Source organism: Luteibacter sp. 329MFSha (assembly GCF_900111665.1).
GTDB lineage: Bacteria > Pseudomonadota > Gammaproteobacteria > Xanthomonadales > Rhodanobacteraceae > Luteibacter.
On record NZ_FOJE01000002.1, the window covers coordinates 455,557 to 481,886 of the forward strand.

At 65.5% G+C, this 26,330-nt stretch carries 23 protein-coding genes and 1 pseudogene; 16 read left to right on the forward strand and 8 right to left on the reverse strand.

Features of this window, described 5'->3' with window-relative positions; translation table 11 throughout:
• Positions 1-25 precede the first annotated feature (25 nt).
• Together hmgA and BMW54_RS13340 are read left to right on the forward strand one after the other, a co-directional pair.
• Positions 26-1,336: a homogentisate 1,2-dioxygenase gene (hmgA, locus tag BMW54_RS13335; protein ID WP_090056777.1), complete on the forward strand. Its 1,311-nt coding sequence runs from the start codon at positions 26-28 to the stop codon at positions 1,334-1,336.
• A gap of 15 nt (positions 1,337-1,351) precedes the next feature.
• Entirely contained in the window at positions 1,352-2,332 is a 981-nt protein-coding gene (locus tag BMW54_RS13340; RefSeq protein ID WP_090056780.1) for a fumarylacetoacetate hydrolase family protein, read from the forward strand.
• Between the two features lie 39 nt (positions 2,333-2,371).
• Here the strand turns inward: BMW54_RS13340 and BMW54_RS13345 are convergent, their stop codons facing one another.
• Positions 2,372-4,186 carry an LTA synthase family protein gene (locus tag BMW54_RS13345; RefSeq protein WP_175472865.1) on the reverse strand — a complete coding sequence of 605 codons (1,815 nt, stop codon included), beginning with the start codon at positions 4,184-4,186 and terminating at the stop codon, positions 2,372-2,374.
• Between the two features lie 739 nt (positions 4,187-4,925).
• Here BMW54_RS13345 and BMW54_RS13350 point away from each other — a divergent pair.
• Positions 4,926-5,177: pseudogene (locus BMW54_RS13350) on the forward strand (fumarylacetoacetate hydrolase family protein); the annotation flags it as partial.
• Positions 5,178-5,295: 118 nt separating this feature from the next.
• On the opposite strand, the gene BMW54_RS13355 reads toward BMW54_RS13350, so the two are convergent.
• Both BMW54_RS13355 and gap read right to left on the reverse strand, forming a co-directional pair.
• Positions 5,296-5,841 (reverse strand): SEL1-like repeat protein, encoded by a 546-nt coding sequence (locus BMW54_RS13355; RefSeq protein WP_090056786.1) that lies wholly within the window; start codon positions 5,839-5,841, stop codon positions 5,296-5,298.
• Positions 5,842-5,924: 83 nt separating this feature from the next.
• Positions 5,925-6,941, reverse strand: coding sequence for a type I glyceraldehyde-3-phosphate dehydrogenase (gene gap, locus BMW54_RS13360; RefSeq protein WP_090056788.1), 1,017 nt, complete (start codon positions 6,939-6,941; stop codon positions 5,925-5,927).
• Between the two features lie 218 nt (positions 6,942-7,159).
• Between gap and BMW54_RS13365 the strand changes: the two genes are divergently transcribed.
• The 4 genes from BMW54_RS13365 (at position 7,160) to BMW54_RS13380 (ending at position 11,219) form a co-directional block, all read left to right on the forward strand.
• Positions 7,160-7,981: a S1/P1 nuclease gene (locus tag BMW54_RS13365; protein ID WP_254779333.1), complete on the forward strand. Its 822-nt coding sequence runs from the start codon at positions 7,160-7,162 to the stop codon at positions 7,979-7,981.
• Positions 7,982-8,019: 38 nt separating this feature from the next.
• The gene (gene pyk / locus BMW54_RS13370) at positions 8,020-9,489 is read left to right on the forward strand and encodes a pyruvate kinase (RefSeq protein ID WP_090056790.1); all 1,470 of its coding nucleotides are present in this window, start codon (positions 8,020-8,022) and stop codon (positions 9,487-9,489) included.
• Positions 9,490-9,649: 160 nt separating this feature from the next.
• Positions 9,650-10,090 carry a hypothetical protein gene (locus tag BMW54_RS13375; protein WP_090056793.1) on the forward strand — a complete coding sequence of 147 codons (441 nt, stop codon included), beginning with the start codon at positions 9,650-9,652 and terminating at the stop codon, positions 10,088-10,090.
• 106 nt (positions 10,091-10,196) lie between these two features.
• The gene (locus tag BMW54_RS13380) at positions 10,197-11,219 is read left to right on the forward strand and encodes a class I fructose-bisphosphate aldolase (protein WP_090056795.1); all 1,023 of its coding nucleotides are present in this window, start codon (positions 10,197-10,199) and stop codon (positions 11,217-11,219) included.
• 74 nt (positions 11,220-11,293) lie between these two features.
• On the opposite strand, the gene BMW54_RS13385 is transcribed toward BMW54_RS13380, so the two are convergent.
• Positions 11,294-11,875, reverse strand: a complete 582-nt coding sequence (locus BMW54_RS13385; RefSeq protein ID WP_090056797.1) for a porin family protein — start codon at positions 11,873-11,875, stop codon at positions 11,294-11,296.
• Between the two features lie 218 nt (positions 11,876-12,093).
• A complete protein-coding gene (locus tag BMW54_RS13390; RefSeq protein ID WP_090056799.1) occupies positions 12,094-12,822 on the reverse strand; it encodes an outer membrane protein in 729 nt (242 codons plus the stop codon).
• A 224-nt stretch (positions 12,823-13,046) separates the two neighbouring features.
• Between BMW54_RS13390 and tkt the strand changes: the two genes are divergently transcribed.
• Positions 13,047-15,059: a transketolase gene (tkt, locus tag BMW54_RS13395; RefSeq protein ID WP_090056801.1), complete on the forward strand. Its 2,013-nt coding sequence runs from the start codon at positions 13,047-13,049 to the stop codon at positions 15,057-15,059.
• 194 nt (positions 15,060-15,253) lie between these two features.
• Here tkt and BMW54_RS13400 read toward each other — a convergent pair whose 3' ends face one another.
• Together BMW54_RS13400 and BMW54_RS13405 are read right to left on the reverse strand one after the other, a co-directional pair.
• On the reverse strand, positions 15,254-15,904 hold the full coding sequence (locus BMW54_RS13400) for an HAD hydrolase-like protein (protein ID WP_090056804.1): 651 nt from the start codon (positions 15,902-15,904) through the stop codon (positions 15,254-15,256).
• On the reverse strand, positions 15,904-17,085 hold the full coding sequence (locus BMW54_RS13405; RefSeq protein WP_090056806.1) for a phosphoglycerate kinase: 1,182 nt from the start codon (positions 17,083-17,085) through the stop codon (positions 15,904-15,906). Before BMW54_RS13405 ends, BMW54_RS13400 begins: the two co-directional genes overlap by 1 nt.
• 174 nt (positions 17,086-17,259) lie before the next feature.
• On the opposite strand from BMW54_RS13405, the gene maiA reads away from it, so the two are divergent.
• Positions 17,260-17,916 (forward strand): maleylacetoacetate isomerase, encoded by a 657-nt coding sequence (gene maiA, locus BMW54_RS13410; RefSeq protein ID WP_175472866.1) that lies wholly within the window; start codon positions 17,260-17,262, stop codon positions 17,914-17,916.
• An 87-nt stretch (positions 17,917-18,003) separates the two neighbouring features.
• Here the strand turns inward: maiA and BMW54_RS13415 are convergent, their stop codons facing one another.
• The gene (locus tag BMW54_RS13415) at positions 18,004-19,113 is read right to left on the reverse strand and encodes a PilT/PilU family type 4a pilus ATPase (RefSeq protein ID WP_175472867.1); all 1,110 of its coding nucleotides are present in this window, start codon (positions 19,111-19,113) and stop codon (positions 18,004-18,006) included.
• Positions 19,114-19,206: 93 nt separating this feature from the next.
• Between BMW54_RS13415 and BMW54_RS13420 the strand changes: the two genes are divergently transcribed.
• The 7 genes from BMW54_RS13420 to BMW54_RS13450 all read left to right on the forward strand — a co-directional run bounded on the left by BMW54_RS13420 (position 19,207) and on the right by BMW54_RS13450 (position 26,322).
• Positions 19,207-19,728, forward strand: coding sequence for a DUF4398 domain-containing protein (locus BMW54_RS13420; RefSeq protein WP_090056808.1), 522 nt, complete (start codon positions 19,207-19,209; stop codon positions 19,726-19,728).
• Positions 19,728-20,393 (forward strand): DUF4398 domain-containing protein, encoded by a 666-nt coding sequence (locus BMW54_RS13425; protein ID WP_175472868.1) that lies wholly within the window; start codon positions 19,728-19,730, stop codon positions 20,391-20,393. The genes BMW54_RS13420 and BMW54_RS13425 overlap by 1 nt, the downstream gene beginning before the upstream one ends.
• 358 nt (positions 20,394-20,751) lie before the next feature.
• Complete coding sequence (locus BMW54_RS13430; protein ID WP_090056810.1) at positions 20,752-20,979, forward strand: YdcH family protein; 228 nt, start codon at positions 20,752-20,754, stop codon at positions 20,977-20,979.
• Positions 20,980-21,162: 183 nt separating this feature from the next.
• Positions 21,163-22,533 carry a pyridoxal-phosphate dependent enzyme gene (locus tag BMW54_RS13435; RefSeq protein ID WP_090056812.1) on the forward strand — a complete coding sequence of 457 codons (1,371 nt, stop codon included), beginning with the start codon at positions 21,163-21,165 and terminating at the stop codon, positions 22,531-22,533.
• 17 nt (positions 22,534-22,550) lie between these two features.
• Positions 22,551-24,380, forward strand: coding sequence for a glutamine--fructose-6-phosphate transaminase (isomerizing) (glmS, locus tag BMW54_RS13440; protein ID WP_090056814.1), 1,830 nt, complete (start codon positions 22,551-22,553; stop codon positions 24,378-24,380).
• A 6-nt stretch (positions 24,381-24,386) separates the two neighbouring features.
• Complete coding sequence (gene gmd / locus BMW54_RS13445; protein WP_090056816.1) at positions 24,387-25,421, forward strand: GDP-mannose 4,6-dehydratase; 1,035 nt, start codon at positions 24,387-24,389, stop codon at positions 25,419-25,421.
• Positions 25,408-26,322: an NAD-dependent epimerase/dehydratase family protein gene (locus tag BMW54_RS13450; RefSeq protein ID WP_090056818.1), complete on the forward strand. Its 915-nt coding sequence runs from the start codon at positions 25,408-25,410 to the stop codon at positions 26,320-26,322. The genes gmd and BMW54_RS13450 overlap by 14 nt, the downstream gene beginning before the upstream one ends.
• Positions 26,323-26,330 lie beyond the last annotated feature (8 nt).

Sequence of the window (26,330 nt, forward strand, 5' to 3'; positions counted from 1 at the left end):
TCGCCATCGCACCAGGACACCACCGATGACCCACACCGACGATACCCGCGGTTACCAGACCGGTTTCGCCAACGAGTTCGCCACCGAAGCGGTGGAGGGCGTGCTGCCCACCGGCCAGAACTCGCCGCAACGCGTGGCGAAGGGTCTCTACGCCGAACAGCTCTCGGGCAGCGCGTTCACCGCGCCGCGCCACCGCAACCTGCGCAGCTGGCTCTACCGCATCCGGCCTGCCGCGCAGCATTCGCCGTTCACGGAACTGGCGCATGCGAGCTTCCACAACCGCTTCGACGAAGCACCGCCCACCCCGAACCAGCTGCGCTGGGACCCGCTGCCCGCGGTACCCGCCGGCACCGATTTCCTCGATGGCCTGTTCACCATGGGCGGTAACGGCGGCGCCGCCGATCAGGCGGGCATCGGCATCCACCAGTACGTCGCCAACCGTTCGATGGAAGGCCGCTACTTCTACGACGCGGACGGCGAACTGCTGCTCGTGCCGCAGCAGGGGCGGCTGCGCATCCGTACCGAGCTCGGCGTGCTCGACGTCGCGCCGTACGAGATCGCCGTCGTGCCGCGCGGCATCCGGTTCCTGGTCGAACTGCCGGACGGCGAGGCGCGCGGCTACGTCGCCGAGAACTTCGGCGCGCCGCTGCACCTGCCGGACCTCGGCCCCATCGGCGCCAACGGACTCGCGCACCCGCGCGATTTCCTCGCGCCGGTCGCTGCCTACGAAGACCTCGAAGGCGACTTCGCGCTGATCGCCAAGTTCCAGGGTCACCTCTGGCAGGCGTCGATCGATCACTCGCCGCTCGACGTGGTCGCGTGGCACGGCAACTACACGCCGTACAAATACGACCTGCGCCGCTTCAACACGATCGGCTCGATCGCGGTGGACCACCCGGACCCGTCGATCTTCACAGTCCTCACGTCGGCGAGCGATACGCCCGGCGTCGCGAACATGGATTTCGTGATCTTCCCGCCGCGCTGGCTCGTGGCCGAGCACACGTTCCGGCCGCCGTACTTCCATCGCAACGTGGCCAGCGAGTTCATGGGGCTGATCGACGGCGCGTACGACGCGAAGGCCGGCGGCTTCGTTCCCGGCGGTTCGAGCCTGCACAACTGCATGAGCGGACACGGCCCCGACGCGGCGAGTTTCGAGAAGGCCTCGCACGCGGACGTCTCGCGTCCGGATCACATCGTGGGCACCATGGCGTTCATGTTCGAAACACGCAAGGTCATCCGCCCGAGCCGGCAGGCCCTCGAGTCGAAGGCGCTGCAGGGCGACTACTACGAATGCTGGCGCGGTCTGAAGAAGCACTTCGACCCGTCCGCCGTCTGATCGAAAAGGAAACGCATGAAACTCGCTTCGCTCAAGGAAGGCGGCCGCGACGGCACGCTCGTCGTCGTCAGCCGCGACCTCACCCGCGCCGTGAAGGCGACCGGCATCGCCGCGACGCTGCAGGCGGCGCTGGACGACTGGCACACGCTGGCGCCGCGCCTGAACGCGTTGTCGGAGGCGCTCGACGAGGGCACGACGCAGGGCATCTTCGACCTCGACGTCGCGGCGCTGGCGGCACCGCTGCCGCGCGCGTACGAGTTCGTCGATGGCAGCGCGTACCTGCCGCACGTCGAGCGTGTGCGCAAGGCGCGGGGCGCCGAAGTGCCCGAGTCGTTCTACACCGACCCGCTGATGTACCAGGCGACCAGCGCCGGCTTCCTCGGCCCGCGCGACCCGGTCGTCGTCCGCAGCGAGGAATACGGCATCGATCTCGAGGCCGAGGTGCTCGTCGTCACCGACGACGTCCCGATGGGCGTCGCGCCCGCCGAGGCGGCGGGGCACATCCAGCTCGTCGGCATCGTCAACGACGTGTCGCTGCGCGGGCTGATTCCCGGCGAACTCGCCAAGGGCTTCGGTTTTCTGCAGTCCAAGCCGCGTTCCGCGCTGTCGCCGGTGTTCGTCACGCCCGACGAGCTCGGCGACGCGTGGCAGGGCGAGAAGTTGCACCTGCCGATGCGCACGTGGATCAACGGCCAGTGGCTCGGCGAAGCCGAATGCGGCGTAGACATGCAGTTCGACTTCGCGCAGCTGATCGCCCACGCCGCGAAGACGCGCCCGCTCACCGCGGGCACGCTGGTCGGTTCGGGCACGATCGCCAACCAGGACACCGCGAAGGGCGCGTCCTGCCTCGCTGAACAGCGCACCGTGGAAACGCTGCGCGACGGCAAGGCCTCGACGCCGTTCCTCGCTTTCGGCGACACGGTCCGCATCGAGGTGACGGACCAGAACGGCGCCTCGATCTTCGGCGCGATCGAGCAGGTCGTTCAGGTCCCCTGATGCCGGAGTCGCGCGAGGCTCGGCAGAGCGCGTATGAAACTATCGAGTGGGATGGTTTGTCGTCGCCGGTGCGCCAGCCGTTTCGGACTGGGAAAACCGTTTCCCGAGGAGAAGGTCATAGGCGACTAGTGCGTAATCGTCAGTCAATGCACTATGCGGCATGCCACGTACAGTGATCCCGGATGAATTCTTGCTGTAGATCTGCGAAAGAATGGGCCAGCTGGAAGCGGTACGCTGCATCAGGTCATCGACAAGGTCCGATCCAAGCCCGGCCATCTTTTTTACCCTATAGCCCAGATAGACTGGGCTGAACGGGCTATCGGAGAGATCGATTCGGGCGCTCGTGTTGTTCCATACCAGCAATGGTACGACGTGCATACGTTCCTGGTCCGAAGCATCCCAGTGCGACGGATTCTTGGTTCGGAGGTATCCAGTATCGACGTAGATCGCGTAGTCCTCACCGAGCGCAGGCAGGTGGTCGCCGAACATCAGGACAATGGTGGGGCGCCCCGCTTTTTCAGCGTGATCGACGACCTCGTTGAAACTCCTCACCGCATCACGAACCCCTGATGCGTACGTGCTGAGCTGGTCCACTGCATCGTTGCTAAGCGCCTTTGCGTCGTCATGCACTGCGACCCTGTTGCTGTATCGATACATTCCTCCGGTGTACGGAGCATGACTCTGAAGGCTCACGGCGAAGATGAAGTGAGGCCTGTCACCCTGCTCGAGCGTCATGTTAATTTCCCCGGCCAGCGCATGATCATTGATGAAGGGTCCGGTCATGTCTCGGTGAACGAACGCATCACGATCTTCGAACGTCTGAAATCCGAAGTCGCCGTAGACCCGTCTGCGGTTCCAGAACTTCCCGTCGAAGGGATGCAATGCCACCGCGCTGTATCCTGCTGCGATGAAGTCGTCGGCAAGCGAAGGCGTTGGACGTGTTACGTACTGCACGTACGGGATGCTTCCTGCAGGCAGAAGTGCATTCGAGACGCCACTGAGGACCTCGAACTCGGTGTTGGCCGTGTAACCCCCGAATACCGGAGAAAAGAGAGCGCCGCGCTGCGTCGTTCTTGCGGCATCAACAAGGGGGTCTTCAAATCTGACTGTGCGCAGTTTCGTCGGATCCCAGAAGGCTTCGCTCATGATGATGACGACGTCGGGAAGCGGAGCTCCAGCGCCAGCGACTGCCGTTCCGGATCCCTGTTGGAGGGCTGCACGCACGGTTTCGTCGCTATAGCCCTTGGGCGGGCGAATCATCGCGGGACGCATGTTCATCAGGAAAGCCAAGAGCTGGCCGTTGAGCTGGACATTACTCAGCGCATCGAAGTTCCGGTTGTGGATTCCCCACCCATCGAGCGCATCCGCAACAGGGCTCTGCCTGAATCTCGCCGTGTAGTAACTGTAATCAGGCAGCACGACCACGGATATCAATGCCAGGAGCACGATGACCCGTGCGGTGGTAAGCCACCATGACGTGCGACGCCGCGATCGCTTGGCTTGCACGTAGATCCACCAGATCGCTAGGACGGCTAGGCCGAGGCAAGTCGCGAGAGCGATATACGCGAGCGGTCCCCACATCATGTAGGACACGTCGAGGTATTGCTGCGAGAGAAGGAGATCAGTAGGCGTCGATGGCGTGCCGAGCCGGGCGACCTTCATCCGGTTGGCGAACGATAGAACCAAAAAGGCGGCGGCGGTAGTTGCTGCCGCACCGATGAATGAAGTTATCAACTGAAGGCCAAACAGTAGGGACCCGATCAGTGCCGTGGTCACGGCAGCGGCCGGCGTCGAGGTATTGAGCCATCTGAAGGCCTCCGCTGGCCCCCTGAACATTGCCTCGCCGACGAGCAAGATAGCGAAGCTCGTGGCAATGTGAAGAGCGAAGCGGGTCACTATTCGCCGAGCTTGCTCGGGTGACGGAAATAGCTGCGTTCGATCGTCCGAAGCAGGTGTACCCATGCATCACCCCACTGTAGACCACGTTAAAGACGTTCTTGATGTTATGTGTTTGACATGAAGTTGTCATATTTGGCTACCGCCTCGCTGAGAGCACCGCGGTTGAGGTGTCGCTTGAGTGGTTCCCGGGCTCTGTTTCCTGAGCGGTGCATGTCCATTCGCAGTGCATGGGGGCGTACATTCGGTACGCTTGCCGTCAACCACGTATCCCGCTAGGCGTCGCGGGACAGGTGGTGCTGGATGTACGCATGAATCTCGCCACATCGGTTGGCGACGGTCAGCAGATGGTCGCTTCCACGCGCGGCCACGTTCCCGTTCTATGAGGATGGCGGGTCGGCAAGCCCTTGGCGTGTGAGGCCATGCACCGCACGTCGTTGGCAAAAATTTGCGGCACACTCCCTGCGGTTGGCAGGCCGGTTACGCCAACGAGTTCGTCACCAAGCGGTGGAGGCCGTGCTACCGACCGGCCAGAACTCGCCCCCGCGCGTGGCGAAGGTTTGTTCCGCTGAACAGTTCGATGGCAGTACCATGCCACCGCAACCTGCGTACCTGGCTCCATCGCATCCGGCCGACGGCACAACAGTCCGCCGTTCGCCGAACCCGCGCATGCAAGCCTTCTCAATCGCTTCGTCGCCAGCTGATCGCCCACGCCGCGAAGACGCGCCCGCTCACCGCGGGCACGCTGGTCGGTTCGGGCACGATCGCCAACCAGGACACCGCGAAGGGCGCGTCCTGCCTCGCTGAACAGCGCACCGTGGAAACGCTGCGCGACGGCAAGGCCTCGACGCCGTTCCTCGCCTTCGGCGACACGGTCCGCATCGAGGTGACGGACCAGAACGGCGCCTCGATCTTCGGCGCGATCGAGCAGCGCATCGCGCAAGGCTGATACGTATCGCCTGTTGGAGCGCACCTGGGCGTTTATGCCCTTCGGGTACGACGGCTTTTCGCGAGGAGCAGCAGGTCCTGATGCTCCCGGCGAAAAGCCATCGCGCCCAGGTGCGCTCCTACAAAGCGGCATCGGCCTCCATGGCTTCGCGCACCGAGCGCACCTTCGCCGCGACGTCCGCGTCGAGCCGCGCATCGGGCGCGACGCGTCTCGCGATCCGCGCATGCAACGGCGCGACGCGCGCGGGCGGTGCGCCATGTATCTGCACCTCCACGCGCGACCACATCGCCGCTTCGTAAAGGTGCCCATCGGCCAGTTCGAGGCGCGCGAGATCGTGCATCGCGTGACGGCGCCCGCGGTTCGCCGCCGCCGTCAGCAGGCGGCGGGCGCGGTCCAGGTCGCGAGGTAACACGTTGCCCTTCCTGGCGGAGCCCTGGAAATACAGCTCGCCGGCGAGCTCCTGACTCGACGGATTGCCGGCGAGAGCGGAGCAGAGCAGGCGGTCGGCGAGGCGCTTGCGCTGCCCGGGCGACGCCGACGGCGAAAGCAGGCCGCGGTCGACGATCTCGGCGGTGGTCGGGTGCGATGCCGTGCAATGCATCGCGAGCGCCGTCATGGGCGGCATCATGGCGAGGCATGCGGCCATCAGGGCGCGGTGGTCCATGGGTGGTGATCTCCGGGCAAAAAAAGAGGGGCCCGCATCGCTGCGGGCCCCCCGTGGCCGTACTTATTGCGTTGTGGCGCGGCTTACTTCGCCGACATGAGCGCCTTGGCCATGTCGAGCATGCGGTTCGAGAAGCCCCACTCGTTGTCGTACCACGACAGCACCTTGACCAGCGTGCCTTCCATGACGCGCGTCTGCGTCGAATCGTAGATCGACGAGTGCGGGTTGTGGTTGAAGTCGATCGAGACCAGCGGCTGCGTGTTCACCGCGAGGATGCCCTTCAGCGAGCCGTTGGCGGCTTCGTTGATGGCGGCGTCGATCTCTTCCTTCGTGGTCGCGCGTTCGGCGGTGAAGGTCAGGTCGACCACCGACACGTTGATCGTCGGCACGCGCATGGCGAAGCCGTCGAGCTTGCCGTTGAGTTCCGGCAGCACCAGGCCCACCGCGGCGGCGGCGCCGGTCTTGGTCGGGATCTGGCTGTGCGTGGCGCTACGGGCGCGGCGCAGGTCGGAGTGGTAGACGTCCGTCAGCACCTGGTCGTTCGTGTACGCGTGGATCGTGGTCATCAGGCCGTGCTTGATGCCGATCTTCGCGTGCAGAACCTTGGCCAGCGGGGCCAGGCAGTTCGTGGTGCACGAGGCGTTGGAGATGACTTCCAGGCCCGAGTGCAGCTTGTCGTCGTTGACGCCCATCACGAACGTGCCGTCCACGTCCTTGTCGCCCGGGGCGGAGATGATGACCTTCTTCGCGCCGCCGGCGATGTGCGCGCTCGCCTTGGCCTTGGAGGTGAAGAAGCCGGTCGACTCCATCACGACGTCGACGCCGTGCTCGCCCCAGGGCAGCTTCGACGGATCGCGCTCGGCGAACACCTTGATGCGGTCGCCGTTGACGATCAGGTCGCCACCGTCCACCGACACGTCGCCCGGGAAGCGGCCGTGGGCCGTGTCGTACTGGGTCAGGTGGGCATTGGTTTCGGCGTTGCCGAGATCGTTGACGGCGACGATCTGGATGTCCTGGCCGTTCTTCTTGGCTTCGTAGAGCGAGCGCAGGATGTTGCGACCGATGCGGCCGTAACCGTTGATGGCGACCTTGATGGTCATGTGCAGCCTCCGGGTTGGGAATTGCTAACGAAGTAGGGGCGGGTGGCACAAAACTCGATGATAACGGATCGTCGTCGCGGCGGGCTGCTCCCGCGCCCCGGCCCCGCCCGGAAAGGTGAACGCGCGCAGCGGGTAGATCGATCTAAATTTCTGGTCCGGAGGCGGGGCGCGCTGTGGCACACTTGGGCGTTCGACCGTCCGGAAACGTTTACCGCCCCATGAAGATCGCCTCCAAGCGCCGCGCCGCCGCCATGCTGGCCCTGGCCATCCCCGCGTTCGCCAGCACCGTGCAGGCGTGGGGCGACATCGGGCACCGCATCGTCGCGGAGCTGGCCTGGCGCCAGCTCGACCCGTCGGCCCGCAAGGAGGTCGAGCGACTGCTCCAGGCCGACGGCGCGGACTCGCTGGCCGATGTCGCCAGCTGGCCCGACCATCTGCGCAACGAGTCGGGCAAGGAGGCGCTGGGCAAGGCGACCGGCCCGCTGCATTACATCGACTTCCGCGACGGCAAATGCCACTACGTGCCGCCGCGCGATTGCCCGGACGGCCGCTGTGTCGTCGGTGGGCTCGAAAAATACGTCGCCATCCTCGGCGACCGGCACAAGTCCAACGCGGAGCGCGCCGAAGCGCTGAAGTTCGTCGTCCATTTCGTCGGCGACGTGCATCAGCCGCTGCATGGCGGCAGCCGCGACGACAAGGGTGGCAACGACTACCAGGTCCAGTTCGACGGCAAGGGCACCAACCTGCACCGTGTGTGGGACTCGCAGATGCTCTACACGCGCGACCTCAAATGGAACGCGTACGCCGACCGGCTCGCGGCCGAAGGTCCGGTGAAACTGCCGAAGCCCATCGCGCCGTTCGACAACCCTTACGCCCAGTGGGCCGAGGAGTCGTGCATGGCCACGCTCGCACCGGGCTTCTACCCCGACAGCCACCGCATCGACGACGCCTACGTGGCGCACAACCTTCCGATCGCCGAGACGCGCCTGCGCGAGGCGGGCAAGCGCCTGGCCGACCTGCTGAACACCACGCTGGACTGACCGGCGCCCCACGCATTCAAGACCAAGAGAAAGCACCGATGACCGATATCCAGGTACGCCGCACCAAGATCGTAGCCACCCTCGGACCCGCCACCGACGTTCCGGGCATGCTCGAGAAGATCCTCGAGGAGGGCGTGGATATCGTCCGCCTGAACCTCTCGCACGGCACGCCCGACGACCATCGCGCCCGCGCGAACGCGGTGCGCGCCGCGGCCGACGCGGTGGGCCGCGAGGTCGGCATCCTGGCCGACCTGCAGGGTCCGAAGATCCGCATCGAGAAGTTCGTCGACGGTCCGATCGACCTGCTGCCGGGCGACAGCTTCGTTCTCGACTGCCGTCCGGACGCGCCCCCGGGCGACCAGACCCGCGTCGGCGTCAGCTATTACGACCTGCCGCGCGACGTGGTCGCCGGCGACATCCTGCTGCTCGACGACGGTCTCGTGGCGCTCGCCGTCATCGACGTCGTCGGTAGCGAGATCCACACGCGCGTCGCGATCGGCGGCCGCCTGTCCAACCGCAAGGGCCTGAACCGCCAGGGCGGCGGCCTCAGCGTCTCCGCGCTGTCCGACAAGGATCGCAACGACATCAAGCTCGCCGCCGAAATGGGCGCCGACTTCCTCGCCGTCTCGTTCGTGCGTTCGGCGGAAGACCTGCACGAAGCCCGCCGCCTGCTGCGCGAGGCCGGTGGCGACGCCGCCATCGTGTCGAAGATCGAACGTGCGGATGCCATCCCCGTCCTGGGCGAAATCATCGACGCCTCCGACGTGGTCATGGTCGCGCGTGGCGACCTCGGCGTGGAAATCGGCGATGCCGAGCTGCCGGGCCTGCAGAAGAAGATCATCCGCGAGTCGGTCATGCGCAACCGCTCGGTGATCACCGCCACGCAGATGCTGCAGTCGATGGTGCGCGCGCCGATCCCGACGCGCGCGGAAGTGCTCGACGTCGCCAACGCCGTGATCGACGGCACCGATGCCGTGATGCTCTCGGAAGAAAGCGCCGCCGGTGCCCACCCGGACAAGGCCGTGGCCGCCATGCGCCGCATCTGCCTGGGTGCCGAGCGCCAGTTCGAGCCGCGCGACGACCTGCGTCCGGGCACGCACTCGCTCGACCGCTCCGACCAGGCCATCGCGCTCGCCGCGATGCTGCTGGCGGCCCAGGTCGGCGTCCGCGCGATCGTCGCGCTGACCGAGTCCGGCGCGACGGCGCAGTGGCTGTCGCGCTACCGCTTCGCCGTGCCCATCTACGCGATGTCGCCGTCCGCGGTGGCCCGCCGCCGCATGCTGATGCTGCGCGACGTGCAGCCGGTGGACTTCGAGCAGAGCAACCTCGACCCGGCGCACACCGCGCGCGCCGCGCTCCAGCACCTGTTCGCACTGGGCAAGCTGACCAAGGGCGACCGCGTGATCCTGACCCACGGCGACCACATCGGTCGCGGCGGCGGCACCAACACGCTGAAGCTGCTGGTGATCGGCGACGACGGCATCGCGGATAGCCTGCGCGACCTCTGACGGGCCGCGTCCCTCGCTCGATGCCCGCTGACGCGGGATCGCCGATGCGATCGGCTCCCACCTTTCCGCGGTGGGAGCCGATCGCAACCGCACGATTTCACACGCACCCCATCCCCCGGCGGGAGTAAACTCGGCGCGCTGACCTACCTACGAGGGCGCCATGATCCGAATCAGCCTCCGCAGCGGTGCGATCGCCGCCGCGCTTCTCCTGACCGTCGGCGCCGCCGACGCGCAGAATTTCCGCAAGGTCGCGCCGGAACGGCTGCCTTACTACTGGACGCTGACCAACACCAGCGTCGACGCCGACGTGCCGAACACCGGCAAGAACCTCAACCAGCCGGGCTGCACCGCGACGACGTTCATGATCGGCTCCAACGGCCTGCCGCAGAACGTGGTCGCCGCGAAGACCGTGCCCGAGGGCGACCTCGCCCAGGTCGGCGTCAGCATCGTGAAGAACTTCCGCTACGGCCCGTCGGGCGTGAACCGCAATGGCGATCCCGTGCTGACGTACTACGTCGCCGGCTACAACCTGCCGGACGATCCCGCGCAGAAGGCGAAGATCCTCAAGCAGTGCGAGCTGCCGGGCTACCAGACCACTTGATCGCGCCGCACAACGGCTTTCGCGGAGTCGTCCCCTATACTCCGCCGGTTTTTGCTTCGGCCCCGCCGCAAGAGCGGGGCATACCACTTACTTCCATGGAGTCCTCATGAGCATCGAAAACCTCGAACAGATCGCGCAGGCGATGGTGGCACCCGGCAAGGGCATCATCGCCGTCGACGAATCGGCCTCGACCATCAAGAAGCGCATCGAGGCTGTCGGTCTCGAGAACAATGAAGAGAACCGCCGCGCGTACCGCGAAATGCTGCTGACCGCGCCGGGCCTCGGCGAATACATCTCGGGCGCCATCCTGTTCGACGAAACGATCCGCCAGAAGACCGCCGACGGCCGCACCATGGTCCAGGCGATGGAGCAGGCCGGCATCATCCCGGGCATCAAGGTCGACAAGGGCACGCACCCGCTGGCCGGCTTCCCGGGCGAAGTGGTGACCGAAGGCCTCGACGGCCTGCGCGAGCGCCTGCAGGAGTACGCGAAGCTGGGCGCGAAGTTCGCCAAGTGGCGCGCCGTGATCAAGATCACCGACGACACGCCCACCTCGGCCGCCGTCGAAGCTAACACCCACGCGCTGGCCCGCTACGCCGCGCTCTGCCAGGAAGCCGGCCTCGTCCCGATGGTCGAGCCGGAAATCCTGATGGACGACAAGGAGAACACACAGGACCTCGACACGAGCTTCGCCGTGCACAAGGAAGTCCTGCAGAGCCTGTTCGCCCAGCTCGAGCTCAACAATGTCGAACTCAAGGCCCTGATCCTGAAGGTCAGCATGGTCATCCCGGGCAAGTACGCGCCGAAGGAAGACCAGGTGGACGCCGAGGACATCGCCGAGGCCACCGTCAACGTGTTCCAGTACGCCGTGCCCGCCGCCGTGGCCGGCATCGTGTTCCTCTCGGGCGGCCAGGAAGACCAGCAGGCCACCGAGAACCTCAACGAGATCAACAAGCTCGGCCCGCACCCCTGGCCGATCAGCTTCTCGTACGGCCGCGCGCTCGTGTCGGCGGCGCTGGAGAATTGGGCGAAGGACCAGAAGGGCAACCTCGCCTCGGCGCAGAAGATCGTCGTCGAGCGTGCCAAGGAAAACAGCCAGGCCGCCAAGGGCATCTGGAAGAAGGGCTGATTCCCTTCACGAAAAAACCCGGCGCCGCGAGGCGCCGGGTTTTTTCATGCCGCCGGTGAAGCCGGCGGGTTCGATCAGAAGCGGTATTCCGCCGTAACCGAGGTCATGTTGGTCGAAAGGTCCAGACCATCCTTGCGGGCATCGTAGTGATCGAAGTTGATGCCGAGGCTCCAGTTCTTCGAGAAGTCGTAGCCCACGCCCGCGCCGGCGTACCAGCTGGTCTTGTCGAGGTTGCGGCGATCGAAGTCGTCGCTCTCGGTGCCGTGGCCCTTCCATCCGTAGATACCGGCACGGCCGCTGATGTACCACTTCGGATCGATGTTGAAGTGGCCGTTCACGCCGGCGGTCCAGCCATGCAGTTCCGACTTGCGGCGATCGACCACGCGGTTGCCGTTGAAGAAGCTCTTGGCGTTGATGTTGCCGAGGTCGTTGTAACCGGCCTCGACACCGAGGGCGGCCCACGGGCTCACGGTCCAGCGGTAGCCGCCGTTGAGGGCGTAACCGGTGTCGTGGCCGTCGTAGCGGTCCTTGTCGACGGAGGTGCGACCGACGCTGCCGTTGACGAACCAGCCGGCACCGTTGGCTTCCTGGGCGAAGGCCGGGGCGGCAACGGCGCCAGCGGCAACCAGGGCGAGGGCGATAAGGGTCTTCTTCATGGTGGATCTCCGGAATGCTTTTTTTCTTTTCGGCGCCGCGGCCCTGGGGTGTGGGGGAGGCCGTCGTCGCTGCCGCAGGGCCGGTCTGCCCTTGCGTGAACACTTAGATTGGGCGGGCCGGGATAAATTCAACACCGACCAGTTCAGTATTAAGAAACGATTAAGCCACGGTGAGGGGGCACCGTGGCTCAATCGATCGCTGAAGGGTTTTTCTTAACTTAGAAGCGGTATTCGCCGGCCAGCGAAACGATGCCGGTGGAGCGCTTCAGGCCACGCGTGACCTCGCCGGTCTCGTTGTTGCGGACCTTGCCGGCGTCGGCGTGGAAGTAGTCGTACGCGACACCCACGCTGAAGTGCTCGGTGGCGTCCCAGCCGGTGCCGATGCCGCCGTACCAGCTGCCGCGGTCGGCGCGACCGCCGCTCGAGAAGCCGAGGTCCTGGCCCACGCTGTTGTTGTAGTTCTGGTTGTTGTCGTTGGCGCGGAAGTAGCCGCCGTGCGCGCTGATGTACCAGCCCGGCACGAGGTTGAGCTTGCCGTTCACGCCGACCATCCAGCCGCGCAGGGCGTTGCGCGTGGACTTCTGGTTGACGTCCTGATCCGATTCGAAGACGTTCTTGACGCGGTAGTTGCCGAGGTCGGCGTAGCCGGCTTCGACGCCGAGGCCGAGGTCCGGGCCCACCTTCCAGCGGTAGCCGCCGAGGACGCCGTAGCCGGTGCGACGGCCCTTTTCGCCCTTCAGGAAGTTGAAACCGCCGGTGTTGCTGCCGAAACCGCCGTTGTCGCTACCGTTGGTGCGACCGACGTTGGCGCCGATGAACCAGTTGCCGCTACCGACCGACTGGGTCGGCTGGTAATTGCCGGACACGGCCGTGTTGTCCTGTGCGAAGGCCGGAATGGCCGCAAACGAAGCGCAAGAGACCGCAAGGGCAAGAGCTGCCTTTTTCATGGGAATGTTCCTCTTTTTTTCGGGGCGGCCGCCACACGTTGGGGGTGGGGGATCGGTGGTGGCCGTGGTCGATTAAAGACCTTCGAACCTGAAGAAATTCAAAAAACGAGGTCAAAAGATTAAGGCCGGGTTAACTTCCGCGCCGCGACATGAACGTCCACGACATCTTTTCGCCGATGCGCGACAATCGTCGTTTTCCCCCGCCTGCTATCTGGAGAACGCCGATGACGACACGCCGCGAACGCGCCAATGCGATCCGCGCCCTGGCCATGGATGGTGTCGAAGCTGCCAAGTCCGGCCACCCGGGCATGCCGATGGGCATGGCCGATATCGCCGAGGTGGTGTGGGGCGATTTCCTTCGCCACAACCCCACGAACCCGCATTGGGCGAACCGCGACCGCTTCATCCTTTCCAACGGTCACGGCTCGATGCTGCAGTACGCGCTGCTGCACCTCACCGGCTACGACCTCGGCATCGAGGATCTGAAGCACTTCCGCCAGCTCGGTTTCCGCACCGCGGGCCATCCGGAATACCACCACACGCCGGGCGTCGAGACGACCACGGGCCCGCTGGGCCAGGGTCTCGCCAACGCCGTCGGCTTCGCGCTGGCCGAGAAGGTGCTGGCCGCGCGCTTCAACCGCCCGGGCCATGAGATCGTCGATCACCACACCTACGTGTTCGTCGGCGACGGTTGCCTCATGGAAGGCATCTCGCACGAGGTCTCCTCGCTCGCCGGCACGCTCAAGCTCGGCAAGCTCGTCGCCATCTACGACGACAACGGCATCTCGATCGACGGCGAAGTCCACGACTGGTTCACCGACAACACCGCGGAACGTTTCGAGGCCTACGGCTGGAACGTCGTGGTGGGCAAGGACGGCAAGCCTGTCGACGGCCACGACGCCGATGCCATCAAGGAAGCCATCGGCCGCGCCACGTCGCAGAGCGAGAAGCCCTCGCTGGTGATCTGCAAGACCATCATCGGTTTCGGCGCGCCGAACAAGGAAGGCAAGGAGGAGTCCCACGGTGCGGCGCTCGGCCCGGCCGAAGTGCAGGCCGCGCGTGAGCGCCTCGGCTGGAACTACCCCCCGTTCGTGATCCCCGAGGAGCTCTACTCGTCGTGGAACGCCAAGGACGCCGGCGGCAAGGCCGAGCAGGAATGGAACGCGAAGTTCGACGCCTACGCGAAGGCGTTCCCGGAACTCGCGGCCGAACTGAAGCGCCGCCTCGCCGGCGACCTGCCCGCCGACTTCGCCGAAAAGGCGAACGCGTATATCGCCAAGCTGCAGGCCGAAGGTCCGGTCGTGGCCTCGCGCAAGGCGTCGCAGATGTCGCTCGACGCGTTCGGTCCGCTCCTGCCGGAACTGATCGGCGGCTCGGCCGACCTCGCTCCGTCGAACCTCACCATCTGGAAGGGTTCGAAGAACGTCGCCACCGGCGGCGCCGAAGGCAACTACATCCATTACGGCGTGCGCGAGTTCGGCATGACCGCGATCTCCAACGGCATCGCGCTGCACGGCGGCTTCATCCCGTACGACGCGACGTTCCTGGTGTTCTCGGATTACGCCCGTAATGGCGTGCGCATGTCCGCGCTGATTCCCGCGCACACCATCCACGTGTACACGCACGATTCGATCGGTCTCGGCGAAGACGGCCCGACGCATCAGCCGGTGGAGCACCTGGGTTCGCTGCGCCTCATCCCGAACAACCGCGTGTGGCGCCCGGCCGATGCCGTGGAGTCGGCGGTGTCCTGGAAGAAGGCGATCCAGCGCGCGGGCAACCCGTCGTGCCTGATCTTCTCGCGCCAGAACCTCAAGCACAATCCGCGCACGGAAGAGCAGGTGGCGAACATCGAGAAGGGTGGCTACGTGCTGTGGGAGCCGTCGGAGAAGTTCAAGGCGATCATCATCGCCACGGGCTCCGAAGTCGGTCTCGCCGTCGAAGCCGCGCAGGCGCTCGGCGACCAGGGCGTCCCCGTCCGCGTCGTGTCCATGCCCTGCACGGAAGAGTTCGACGCGCAGCCGGTCGAATACCGCGAAGGCGTCCTGCCGTCGTGGTGCCGCGCCCGCGTGGCGGTGGAAGCCGCCAGCGTCGATTTCTGGGCCAAGTACATCGGCCTCGACGGCAAGGCCATCGGCATGACGACGTTCGGCGCCTCCGCCCCGATCGACAAGCTCTACGCCCACTTCAACATCACCACCACGGCGGTGATCGACGCGGTGAAGAGCGTCATCAAGTAAATCCGTTCCGCTGAAAACGAAAAGCCCCGGGCGCGAGCCCGGGGCTTTTTTTATCGGGTTTCGGTGATCGCCCGCCGATAGGGGATCGGCCCGCGATACGCCGGTCCGTAGTAGCCGTGAATTTTCCGCCGCTGCAGGTCATGCGCGCCCGTTCGCGCGTGAACGCGCTCCCACCCAAGGGTAGGAGCGGTTCGTCAGCCTGCGACGAAGGAATCCGCGAGCAGGGCGATCTCGGCCGGGGCTTCCACCACCTTCCATGCGCCCGCGGTTTCCAGTTCCTCGCGGTCGCCGAAGCCCCAGAGGACGCCGACGCCGCGCACGCCATTGGCGACCGCGCCTTCGATGTCGTAGAGGCGGTCGCCGATCATCAGGGTGTCGTCGGGCGAGGCGCCGAAGTCGGCGAGCGCGGCGGCAATCATCGTGGCCTTCTCGCTGTGCGCGGTCTCCGGCCCGGGCGCGTAGACGCGTTCGAACGCCTTGCCGAAGGGCAGGTGGTCGATGATCGGCTCCGCGTGCGAGCGGGTCTTGCTGGTCACGACGGCGAGGCGGTGTCCGCCGTCGACGAGGCTGGCGATCATGTCGGCGATGCCGTCGTACACCGTGTGCTCGGACCAGCCCACCGCGCGGAAGCGCTCGGAATACGCGGCGACGGCGGCTTCGATGCGCTCGCTGTCGTCGCCGAGGATGTCCCGGTAGCTCACCCGCAGCGGCGGCCCGATCCACGAGCGCAGCGCCGCGTCGTCCGGCGCTTCGGCGCCGACGGCCGCCAGGGAATGGCGGACGCCGGCGAAGATGCCGAGCGCCGAGTCGATCAGCGTGCCGTCGAGGTCGAAGAGGACGAGCATCAGCGCTTTTCCGCCCGCGCCTTCAGCGCGGCGACGGCGGGCAGTTCCTTGCCTTCGAGAAACTCGAGGAACGCGCCGCCGCCCGTGGAGATGTAGGAGACGCCGTCCTCGATGCCGTACTTGTCGACGGCCGCGAGCGTGTCGCCGCCGCCGGCGATCGAGAAGGCCTTCGACGCCGCGATGGCGCGCGCGAGCGTTTCGGTGCCCTTGCCGAAGGCGTCGAACTCGAAGACGCCGACGGGACCGTTCCACACGACGGTGCCGGCCTTCGCGATGAGATCGGCATAGCGCTTCGCGGTGTCCGGGCCGATGTCGAGGATCATCTCGTCGTCGCCCACCTGATCGACGGCCTTGACCGTCGCCTTCGCGGTGGCCGCGAACTCGGTGGCGACGACGACGTCGGTCGGCACCGGCACGTCGGCACCACGCGCCTTCGCGTCCGCCATGATCTTCTTCGCGGTGTCGAGCAGATCGGCCTCGACGAGCGACTTGCCCACCTTGTGTCCCGCCGCGAGGATGAACGTGTTGGCGATGCCGCCGCCGACGATCAGCTGGTCGACGCGGCCGACGAGGTTCTGCAGCAGCTCGAGCTTGGTGGAGACCTTCGAACCCGCGACGATGGCGAGCAGGGGCTTCTCCGGGTTCTCGAGCGCCTTGCCGAGCGCGTCGAGCTCCTTCGCCAGGAGGGGACCGGCCGCCGCCACGGGCGCGAAGCGGATCACGCCGTGCGTGGAGGCCTGGGCGCGGTGGGCGGTGCCGAAGGCGTCCATGACGAACACGTCGCAGAGCGCGGCGTACTTCTTCGACAGGGCTTCGTCGTCCTTGCCTTCGCCGACGTTCATGCGGCAGTTCTCGAGCACGACCACTTCGCCGTCGGCGACGTCGACGCCGTCGAGGTAGTCGCGCACCAGGCGGACGTCCTTGCCGAGCTTGTCGCCCAGCCATTCCGCCACGGGCTTCAGCGACGAGGCCTCGTCGAACTCGCCTTCCTTCGGCCGACCCAGATGCGAGATGACCATGACCTTCGCGCCGGCGTCGCGGGCGGCGACGATCGTGGGCAGCGAGGCGTCGAGGCGCTGCGTGGAGGTGATCTTCCCGTTCTCCACGGGGACGTTGAGGTCCTCGCGGATCAGCACGCGCTTGCCGCGCAGGTCGAGGTCTTGCATGCGGATGACGGACACGTTGGACTCCGGCTTCTGTGTAGGAGAAACGCCGATTGTCCTTGGGTGGACCGCGTCGGCGCAAATCCGGCATCGAACCGGTAGGAGCCGATCGCATCGGCGATCCGCGCGGCAGCGCGGCAAGGCTTCCGGAAGGCGCCCCGCTAGAATCCCGGCTCGGCCGAAGGAAGCCCCATGTCGCTGATCCTGTACACCTACTGGCGCTCCAGCGCCGCCTATCGCATCCGCATCGCCCTGAACCTCAAGGGCCTGGCCTATGAGGCGCGCCCGGTCTCGTTGATCGCCGACGGCGGGGAGCACCTGAAGACGGCGTATCGCGACGTCTCCCCGCAGGCCCAACTGCCCACGCTCGTGGACGACGGCCACGTGGTGAGGCAGTCCGTGGCCATCCTGGAATACCTGGAGGAGACCCGGCCGGCACCGGCCCTGCTGCCCACGGATGCGCGGGGAAGGGCGAAGGTGCGCGAGCTGATGCTGGCCGTGGCCACCGACATCCATCCGCTGGGAAACCTGCGGGTGCTCAAGGCCATCGAGGCCGGTTTCGGCGTCGACCAGGCGGGCAAGGAAGATTGGTCGAGGCGCTGGATCGGCCACGGCTTCGACGGCATCGAGAAGCTGCTGGCCGAGAAGGGCGTCGCGGGGCGTTTCTGCTACGGCGACACCCCGACGCTGGCCGACGCGTGCCTCGTGCCCCAGTTCTACAACGCGGTGCGCTGGGGGCTGGACCTGGCCCCTTATCCGACGATCCGGCGGGTGGCCGAGGCGTGCCAGGCGCTGGAGGCGTTCCGGAAGGCCGCGCCCGAGGCGCAGCCCGACGCACCTGTGGTCTAGGCGTCCCCTGTCCTGGGCCCGCTGCCGCGGGATCGCCGATGCGATCGGCTCCCACGACAGGTGTGGGAGCCGATCGTATCGGCGATCTCAGACCCCGATACCGTAGGGATCGCTCGAAGCGAACTCGTTGCCCGTCGCGCCTTCCGACAGGCGGATCTTCAGCGCCAGGCCATCGCGCGAATCCGCCTTGTTCAGGCACTCGTCGAGCGAGATCAGGCCATCCTTGTACAGGCGGTAGAGCGACTGATCGAAGGTCTGCATGCCTTCCTGCAGGCTGCGGTCCATGGCTTCCTTGACCTCGTGGATCTGCCCGCGGCGGATCATGTCGCGGATCAGCGGAGTGTTCAGCAGGACCTCGGTGGCCGGCATGCGGCGGCCGTCCTTGCCGATGACAAGGCGCTGGCTGATCACCGCGCGCAGGTTCAGCGCGAGGTTCATCAGCACGTTCTTGTGCGCCGACTCCGGGAAGAAGTTGAGGATGCGTTCGAGCGTCTGGTCCGCGTTGTTCGAGTGCAGCGTCGCCAGGCACAGGTGACCGGTTTCCGAGAAGGAAATGGCGGCCTCCATCGTGTCGGTGTCGCGGATCTCGCCGATCATGATGACGTCCGGCGCCTCGCGCATCGCGTTCTTCAGGGCCTCGTGGTAGCTGTGCGTGTCGAGGCCGACCTCGCGCTGGTTCACGATGGATCGCTTGTGCCGGTGCAGGTACTCGATCGGATCCTCGATGGTGAGGATGTGGCCCGAGCTGTTCGTGTTGCGGTGATCGAGCATCGCCGCGAGGGTGGTGGACTTGCCCGAACCCGTCGCACCCACGACGAGGATGAGGCCGCGCGGTTCCATGACCAGTTCGCGGAAGATGGTCGGCAGGCGGAGTTCCTCCAGGGAGGGGATCTCGCTCTTGATGGCGCGGATCACCATGCCGATCTCGCCGCGCTGCTTGAAGACGTTGATGCGGAACCGGCCGGCTTCCTTCACGGCCAGGGCCATGTTGAGCTCGAGGTCGCGCTCGAACTGGGGCACCTGGCCCTCGTCCATCAGCGAATAGGCGATCTTCTTGACCATGCCGCTCGGCAGGCCGGTGTTACCAAGCGGGTAGAGCTTGCCCTCCACCTTGATGTTCACGGGGGCGCCGGTCGTCAGGAACATGTCCGACGCGCCCTTGTCCACCATCAGCTTCAGGAAATAACCGATATCCACCTAAACCCCCGGGCGTTCGCATTACAATCGAGTAGACGGTCTCACTGACCTGTATATCGACAATATCTCGCAAATCTGTAAGAGGAACGAGTGATGGTGCACATCTTGCCGTCGAAAGCCCTGTACCGGGGCCGCCGGCTCATCGGCCTGGCCGCCCTGGCCATGGCTATCGCCACCCTCGCTGGCTGTGCCAGCGCGCCCCCGCCCGACGGCGCCATGAACCAGGCGCTCGCCCAGTTGCAGGCGGCGCGCGATGCCGGTGCCGCCGATTATGCGCCGGTCGACCTCGACTACGCGCAGTCCAAGTTCCGCCAGGCCCAGGCGGCCATGGCCAGCCGCAAGTACGACGACGCGGCCCTGCTGGCCGACGAATCGCGTGCCGACAGCGAACTGGCGCGCGCCAAGGCCCGTCTGGGCGCCGCCCGCGCCCAGAATTCGGCCAAGAGCCAGGAAAACTCGCGGATGCGCGTCGAGATGATCGACAACCACGCGAACGACACGGTGCCCATCCCGAACAACGTGCAGGAGACCGAGACGGTCCTGCCGGAAGCCACGGACACCACCCCGCCGCCGGTCGGCGGCCAGACCGAACCCCTTAAGGACGGAGGCCAGTGATGAAGCGCCACACCATCCTCTTCTCCGCGCTCGTTCTTGCCGTTTCCGCGGGCGGCGCGCTGGCGGCCACCGACGACCTCGACGTCCGCCGGCTGAATTCCAGCCTCGACCAGCTCTCGTCCGATCCGACGCTGGGCGGTTACGCCCAGGGGGAGCAGGCCCGGGCCCGCGAAGCCATCAACCAGCTGGGCCAGTTCAAGCCCAAGGACAAGCTGCACGGCCATTACCTGTACATCGCCGAGCGCCGCGTGGACACCGCCAAGGCCGTCGCGCAGTTCCAGGACGCCCAGGCCAAGAGCGCCCAGCTCGACCGCGAGCACGACGCCATCCTGCTGGAATCCAGCCGCCTCGACGCCGAGATGGCCCGCCGCCAGCTGGAACAGCAGCGCATGCAGAACCAGATGATCCAGGAAGAGGCCGCGCGGCTGCAGCAGCAGGGCGTGGAGTATTCCCAGGCGCTGGAGCAGGCCAAGGCAGAGGGTGACAAGGCTCGCCAGGTCGCCGCGGCTCAGGCCAAGGTCGCCAACGCGGCCAAGAAGCAGGCCGCCCTGGCCGAAGCCGCCGCGCGCGCCATGCGCGACCTGAACTCCTCCGACGGCGGCGCGCCGGCCAGCAGCCCGGCCACGGCCACCCCGAAGAAGTCGAAGAAGTCCGGCGGCAACTGAGCCGAAAAACCGCCGTAGGAGCGCACCTGGGCGCGATTGGGGCTTGAGGTAGGGCCCCATCGCGCCCAGGTGCGCTCCTACGAGCCAGGCCCGGAACCTGCCACGCAAGTCGTTGCGTCAGCAACCATTTTTTCGTGCGGCATTTCAGAAAAATCGCCCTTGCACGCCTCCGGCAGCCGGAGTAGCTTCGGTAGCCCGTCACGGAAAAACCACGTGGCGGCCCTGCCGGAGCATGCGTACGTTCACCCAGGCACATCGCATCGCCAGACCCGCTTCTTCCGATGCGAAGGAAGTGCCCGCATGGCTCCCCTCACGACCGTCCCGCAGCCGGGGCGGCCCCACCGCGAGGAGTTTTGCTATGTTCGAAAACCAGCAGCGCGACGACGTCGAGAAGTTCATCCACGCCAACGCGGAAACGCGTCGCCTCTTCTACCGCCACCAGGAACTCGATACCAAGCTGCACGACGCCAACATCGGCTGTCTGCCCATCGACGATGCGAGTCTGGCCGGCCTCAAGAGAGAAAAGCTGCAGGCGAAGGAGAGGCTCCAACGAATGTGGGACACCTGGCAGAAATCCCCGCACTGAACTCGCCTGAGGGTTTGGCGGCAAGGAAAACGGGCACGGGAACGTGCCCGTTTTTTTTGGTCGACCATACGCCCTTTCGGCTCGGCCGATCAGCCGGGCATCGGTTCAGCGCCGCAGCCATTATCATGTCGGCCCAACAGGTGGCGGTCGAAGGGGCCGCGCCGGATCAATCACGGAGTTCCAATGAGTGTTCATGACAGCGTCCTCGACCTGATCGGTCGCACCCCGATGGTGCGTGCCCAGCACCTGGATACGGGTCGTTGCGAACTGTTCCTCAAGCTCGAGAGCGCCAACCCGGGCGGTTCCGTGAAGGACCGCATCGGCATGTCGATGATCGAAGGCGCCGAGCGCGCCGGGAAGATCAAGCCGGGCGACACCCTCGTCGAGGGCACCGCCGGCAACACGGGCCTCGGCCTGGCGCTGGTCGCCCAGCAGAAAGGCTATCGCCTCGTGCTCGTCGTGCCCGACAAGATGAGCCGCGAGAAGATCTTCAACCTCAAGGCGATGGGCGCCGAGGTGGTGCTCACGCGTTCCGATGTCGCCAAGGGCCATCCCGAGTACTACCAGGACATGGCCGAGCGCATCGCGCGCGAAACGCCCGGGGCGTACTTCATCAACCAGTTCGGCAACCCGGACAATCCCGCCGCGCACGTGCAGACCACGGGCCCGGAGATCCTCGAGCAGTTGGACGGCAAGGTCGACGCCATCGTCGTCGGTTGCGGCTCGTCGGGCACGATGAGCGGCCTCACGGCCTATCTGCGCGAGCATTCGCCCAACACGGAGATCGTGCTGGCCGATCCGGTCGGTTCGATCCTCGCGCAGTACATCAACGAGGGCACGCTCTCGGAAAAGTCGGGCAGCTGGATGGTGGAAGGCATCGGTGAGGACTTCCTCCCGTCGATCAGCGATTTCTCGATGGTCAAGAAAGCCTTCGCCATCAGCGACAAGGAAAGCTTCCTGGCCGCGCGCGAGCTGCTGGCGAAGGAGGGTGTGCTGGGTGGCTCGTCGACCGGCACGCTGCTGGCCGCCGCGCTGAAGTACTGCCGCGAGCAAACGACGCCCAAGCGCGTCGTGACGCTGGTGTGCGACACCGGCAACAAGTACCTGTCGAAGATGTACAACGACTACTGGATGCTCGACAACGGCTTCATCGAACGCGAGCAGTACGGCGATCTGCGCGACCTGATCCTGCGCCCGTACGCGAAGCGCGACACGGTCGTGGTCAAGCCGGACGATCTCCTCGTCACCGCGTACAACCGCATGAAGCTGTACGACGTGTCGCAGCTGCCGGTGATGGAGGGCGACCGCATCGTCGGCATCCTCGACGAATCCGACGTGCTGCTGCACGTGCACGCCGATGAAACCAAATTCCGCGACCCGGTGTCGACGGCGATGATCGCCTCGCCGGAAATGATCCAGGTGACGTCCTCGATCGAGTCGCTGATGTCCGTCTTCGAGAAGGGCCACGTCGCCATCGTGGTCGACGGCGAGCAGTTCCTTGGCCTCATCACGCGCATCGACCTGCTCAATTACCTGCGTCGCAAAGTCAACTAAGGAACAGGGGAAGCACCATGTGTGGAATCGTCGCCGCGGTCGCGCAGCGTGACATCGCTCCCATCCTCATCGCGGGCCTGAAAGCCCTCGAATACCGCGGTTACGACTCCGCGGGCATGGCCATCGCCGACGCCGGAGAAATCCGCCGCGTCCGCGCGAAGGGCAAGGTCCGCGAGATGGAAGCGCTCTACGATGCCGATCCGGTACCGGGCGGCACGGGCATCGCGCACACGCGCTGGGCGACGCACGGCGTGCCCAGCGAGAAGAACGCGCACCCGCACGTGCAGGGCCGCATCGCCATCGTGCACAACGGCATCATCGAGAACTACGCCTCGTTGCGCGAATCGCTCCGGGCCAAGGGACGCGAGTTCCATTCCGAGACGGACACCGAAGTGATGGGCGCCGTCATCGACGAGCATGTGCAGTCCGGCAAGGGCCTGCGTGAAGCGGTGACCGCCGCGGTGCGCGAACTGGAGGGTGCGTACGCCATCGCCGTGATGAGCCTCGACGAGCCCGAGCGGATCGTCGGCGCGCGCCGCGGCTGTCCGCTGCTGGTGGGCATCGGCATCGGCGAGCATTTCCTCGGCTCCGATGCGCAGGCGCTCATCAAGGTGACGAACCGGATGATGTACCTGGAGGAAGACGACGTCGTCGAGATCACCCGCGACAGCGTTTCCGTGTACGGCCTCGATGGCCAGCCGGTGGACCGCACCGCCCACGAGAGCGAGATCAGCGCGGACTCGGTCGAGCGTGGCGAATACCGCCACTACATGCAGAAGGAAATCTTCGAGCAGCCGCGCGCCGTGGCCGATACGCTCGAAGGCCGCATCGGCCCGCACGGCGTGTTGCCGAACATTTTCGGCATCGACGCCGACCCGATCCTCGACAAGACCCGCGGCATTCACATCGTCGCCTGCGGCACCAGCTATCACGCGGGCATGGTCGCCAAGTACTGGATCGAGCAGCTCGCGCGCATCCCGGTGGTGGTGGAAGTCGCCAGCGAGTACCGCTACCGCGACGTCGTGGTGCCGGAAGACACGCTGTTCGTCGCCGTGTCCCAGTCGGGCGAAACGGCCGACACGCTCGCCGCCATGCGTGAATCGCGTCGGCGCGGCTACCTCGCGACGTTCGCCATCTGCAACGTGCCCGAATCCTCGGTGGTGCGCGAATCCGACCTGCGCCTCATGACGCGCGCCGGCCCGGAAATCGGCGTGGCGTCGACGAAGGCGTTCACGACCCAGCTGGCCGCGTTCGCACTGCTGGCCCTCGACCTCGGCCGCCGCCGCGGCCTCGACGAGGCGCGTTACCTCGAACACTGCAAGGAGCTCCAGTCGCTGCCGCGCTACATCGAGAACGCGCTGAAGAGCGAGCCGGAGATCCTCAAGATCGCCGATCACTTCATCACCAAGCAGCACGCGCTGTTCCTCGGCCGCGGCGCCCAGTTCCCCGTGGCGCTGGAAGGCTCGCTGAAGCTCAAGGAAATCTCGTACATCCACGCCGAGGCCTATCCGGCAGGCGAGCTGAAGCACGGCCCGCTGGCGCTGGTGGACGAGAACATGCCCATCGTCGCGGTGGCCCCGAACGGCCCGCTGCTCGACAAGCTGAAATCGAACCTGCAGGAAGTGCGCGCGCGCGGCGGCGAGCTGATCGTGTTCGCCGACGAGCGTGTGGACATGGACGCCGATACAGGCACCCTGGCCACGGTGCTGGTGGACGGCGGCGGCGACCTCATCGCGCCGGCCGTGTTCACCGTGCCGATGCAGCTCCTTGCGTACCACGTGGCGGTGTTGCGCGGGACGGATGTGGATCAGCCGCGCAACCTCGCAAAATCAGTAACGGTGGAATAGGACAGAATGAAAAAAGCTTTGATCACAGGCGTTTCGGGCCAGGACGGTGCATACCTGACGGAGTTGCTTCTTGCGAAGGGATACCGCGTTTACGGTACGTACCGACGTACCAGTTCAGTGAATTTCTGGCGCCTCGAGGAGCTCGGAGTACGCGATCATCCGAACCTGGAACTTCTCGAGTTTGACCTAACGGATGCCGGCTCGGCCATTCGTATCCTCCAGCAGACGGAGGTCGATGAGGTCTATAACCTCGCGGCGCAAAGCTTTGTAGGTGTTTCGTTCGATCAGCCCGCAACCACCGCCGCTATTACTGGCCTCGGCGCGCTTCACCTGCTGGAGGCAATCCGGATCGTGAATCCGCGTATCCGTTTCTATCAAGCCTCGACGTCTGAAATGTTCGGCAAGGTTCAGAGCGTGCCGCAGCACGAGGACACGCCGTTCTATCCGCGAAGCCCATACGGTGTGGCGAAGCTTTACGCGCATTGGATGACCGTCAATTATCGTGAGTCCTACGGCATATTCGGGTCGAGCGGTATCCTGTTCAATCATGAGTCGCCGCTGCGCGGCCGCGAGTTCGTGACACGGAAAATCACGGACGCCGCAGCGCGCATCAAGCTTGGCAAGCTCGATACTCTCGAGTTGGGGAATCTGGATGCCCTTCGCGACTGGGGTTTTGCTGGCGAGTACGTCGAGGGCATGTGGCGAATGCTGCAAGCCGACGAGCCCGACACCTTCGTGCTAGCGACGAACCGCACCGAAAGGGTACGAGATTTCGCATCGCTCGCTTTCGCCGCGGTGGGCATCGGGCTCGAATGGCGTGGCAGCGCGGCCGACGAAACGGGCATCTGTCAGGAGACGGGGAAGACGCTGGTGCGTATTAATCCGAGATACTACCGCCCTGCTGAGGTCGAGCTACTGATCGGTGATGCTTCAAAGGCCGAATCCTTGCTCGGCTGGACGCCCCGGATGACCCTCGAGGAAATGTGCCGCCTCATGGTGGAGGCGGATCTGCGTCGAGTGGACACTAATGCTTCGTTCTGATTCGGCTCCTCGCCGTGTTCTGGTTACCGGTGCATCCGGCTTCACCGGTCGTTACGTCGCGGATGCGCTTGCTGCTCAGGGTGATCTCGCACTCGCCCTCACGGAGCGACCCGGCGATCCCGGCGCGAGGTCGGTCGATCTTCGCGATCGGGCGGCCGTGGCATCGTCCGTGGCTGCCGCAGCGCCCGATGCAGTCATTCACCTCGCCGCGATTCCCTTCGTCGCACACGGCGACGCGGATGCCATGTATCGCACCAACGTGGTCGGAACGAGGAATCTCCTCGAGGCTTTGTCCACGCTACCGCGAGTGCCGGATGCGATCCTGCTTGCGAGCAGCGCGAACGTTTACGGAAACAACGCTGTCGAGTTTCTCCATGAGTCGGTGCCGCCTTCCCCTGCCAACGACTACGCAGTCAGTAAGCTCGCAATGGAGTACATGGCGAATCTATGGGCCGAGAAGCTGCCGCTGACATTGGTTCGTCCGTTCAATTACACGGGCATCGGACAGGCAGAGCACTTCCTCATCCCGAAGATAGTCTCTCACTTCCGTCGGGGCGATAGGATTATCGAGCTCGGTAACCTGAAGGTCTCGCGTGATTTTCAGGACGTGCGATTCGTCGCTCAGAGTTACGCAAGCCTTCTCGATGCCGACTCTGCGGGGAGCGTCGTCAATGTCTGCTCCGGAGAATCGGTGTCTCTACTCGAGATCGTCGCCATGATGGAAGATATCGCTGGGTACAAGATTGATGTGCGCGTCAACCCGGCATTCGTGCGTGGCAACGAGGTTGCGAAGCTGACTGGCGATAACTCCCGACTGCGTAGCCTGATTGGTCCACTCGATATCATTCCACTGCGGAAGACGCTCGAGTGGATGTACGCTTCGCGGTCGGACGATCGGTGAACCTGGGG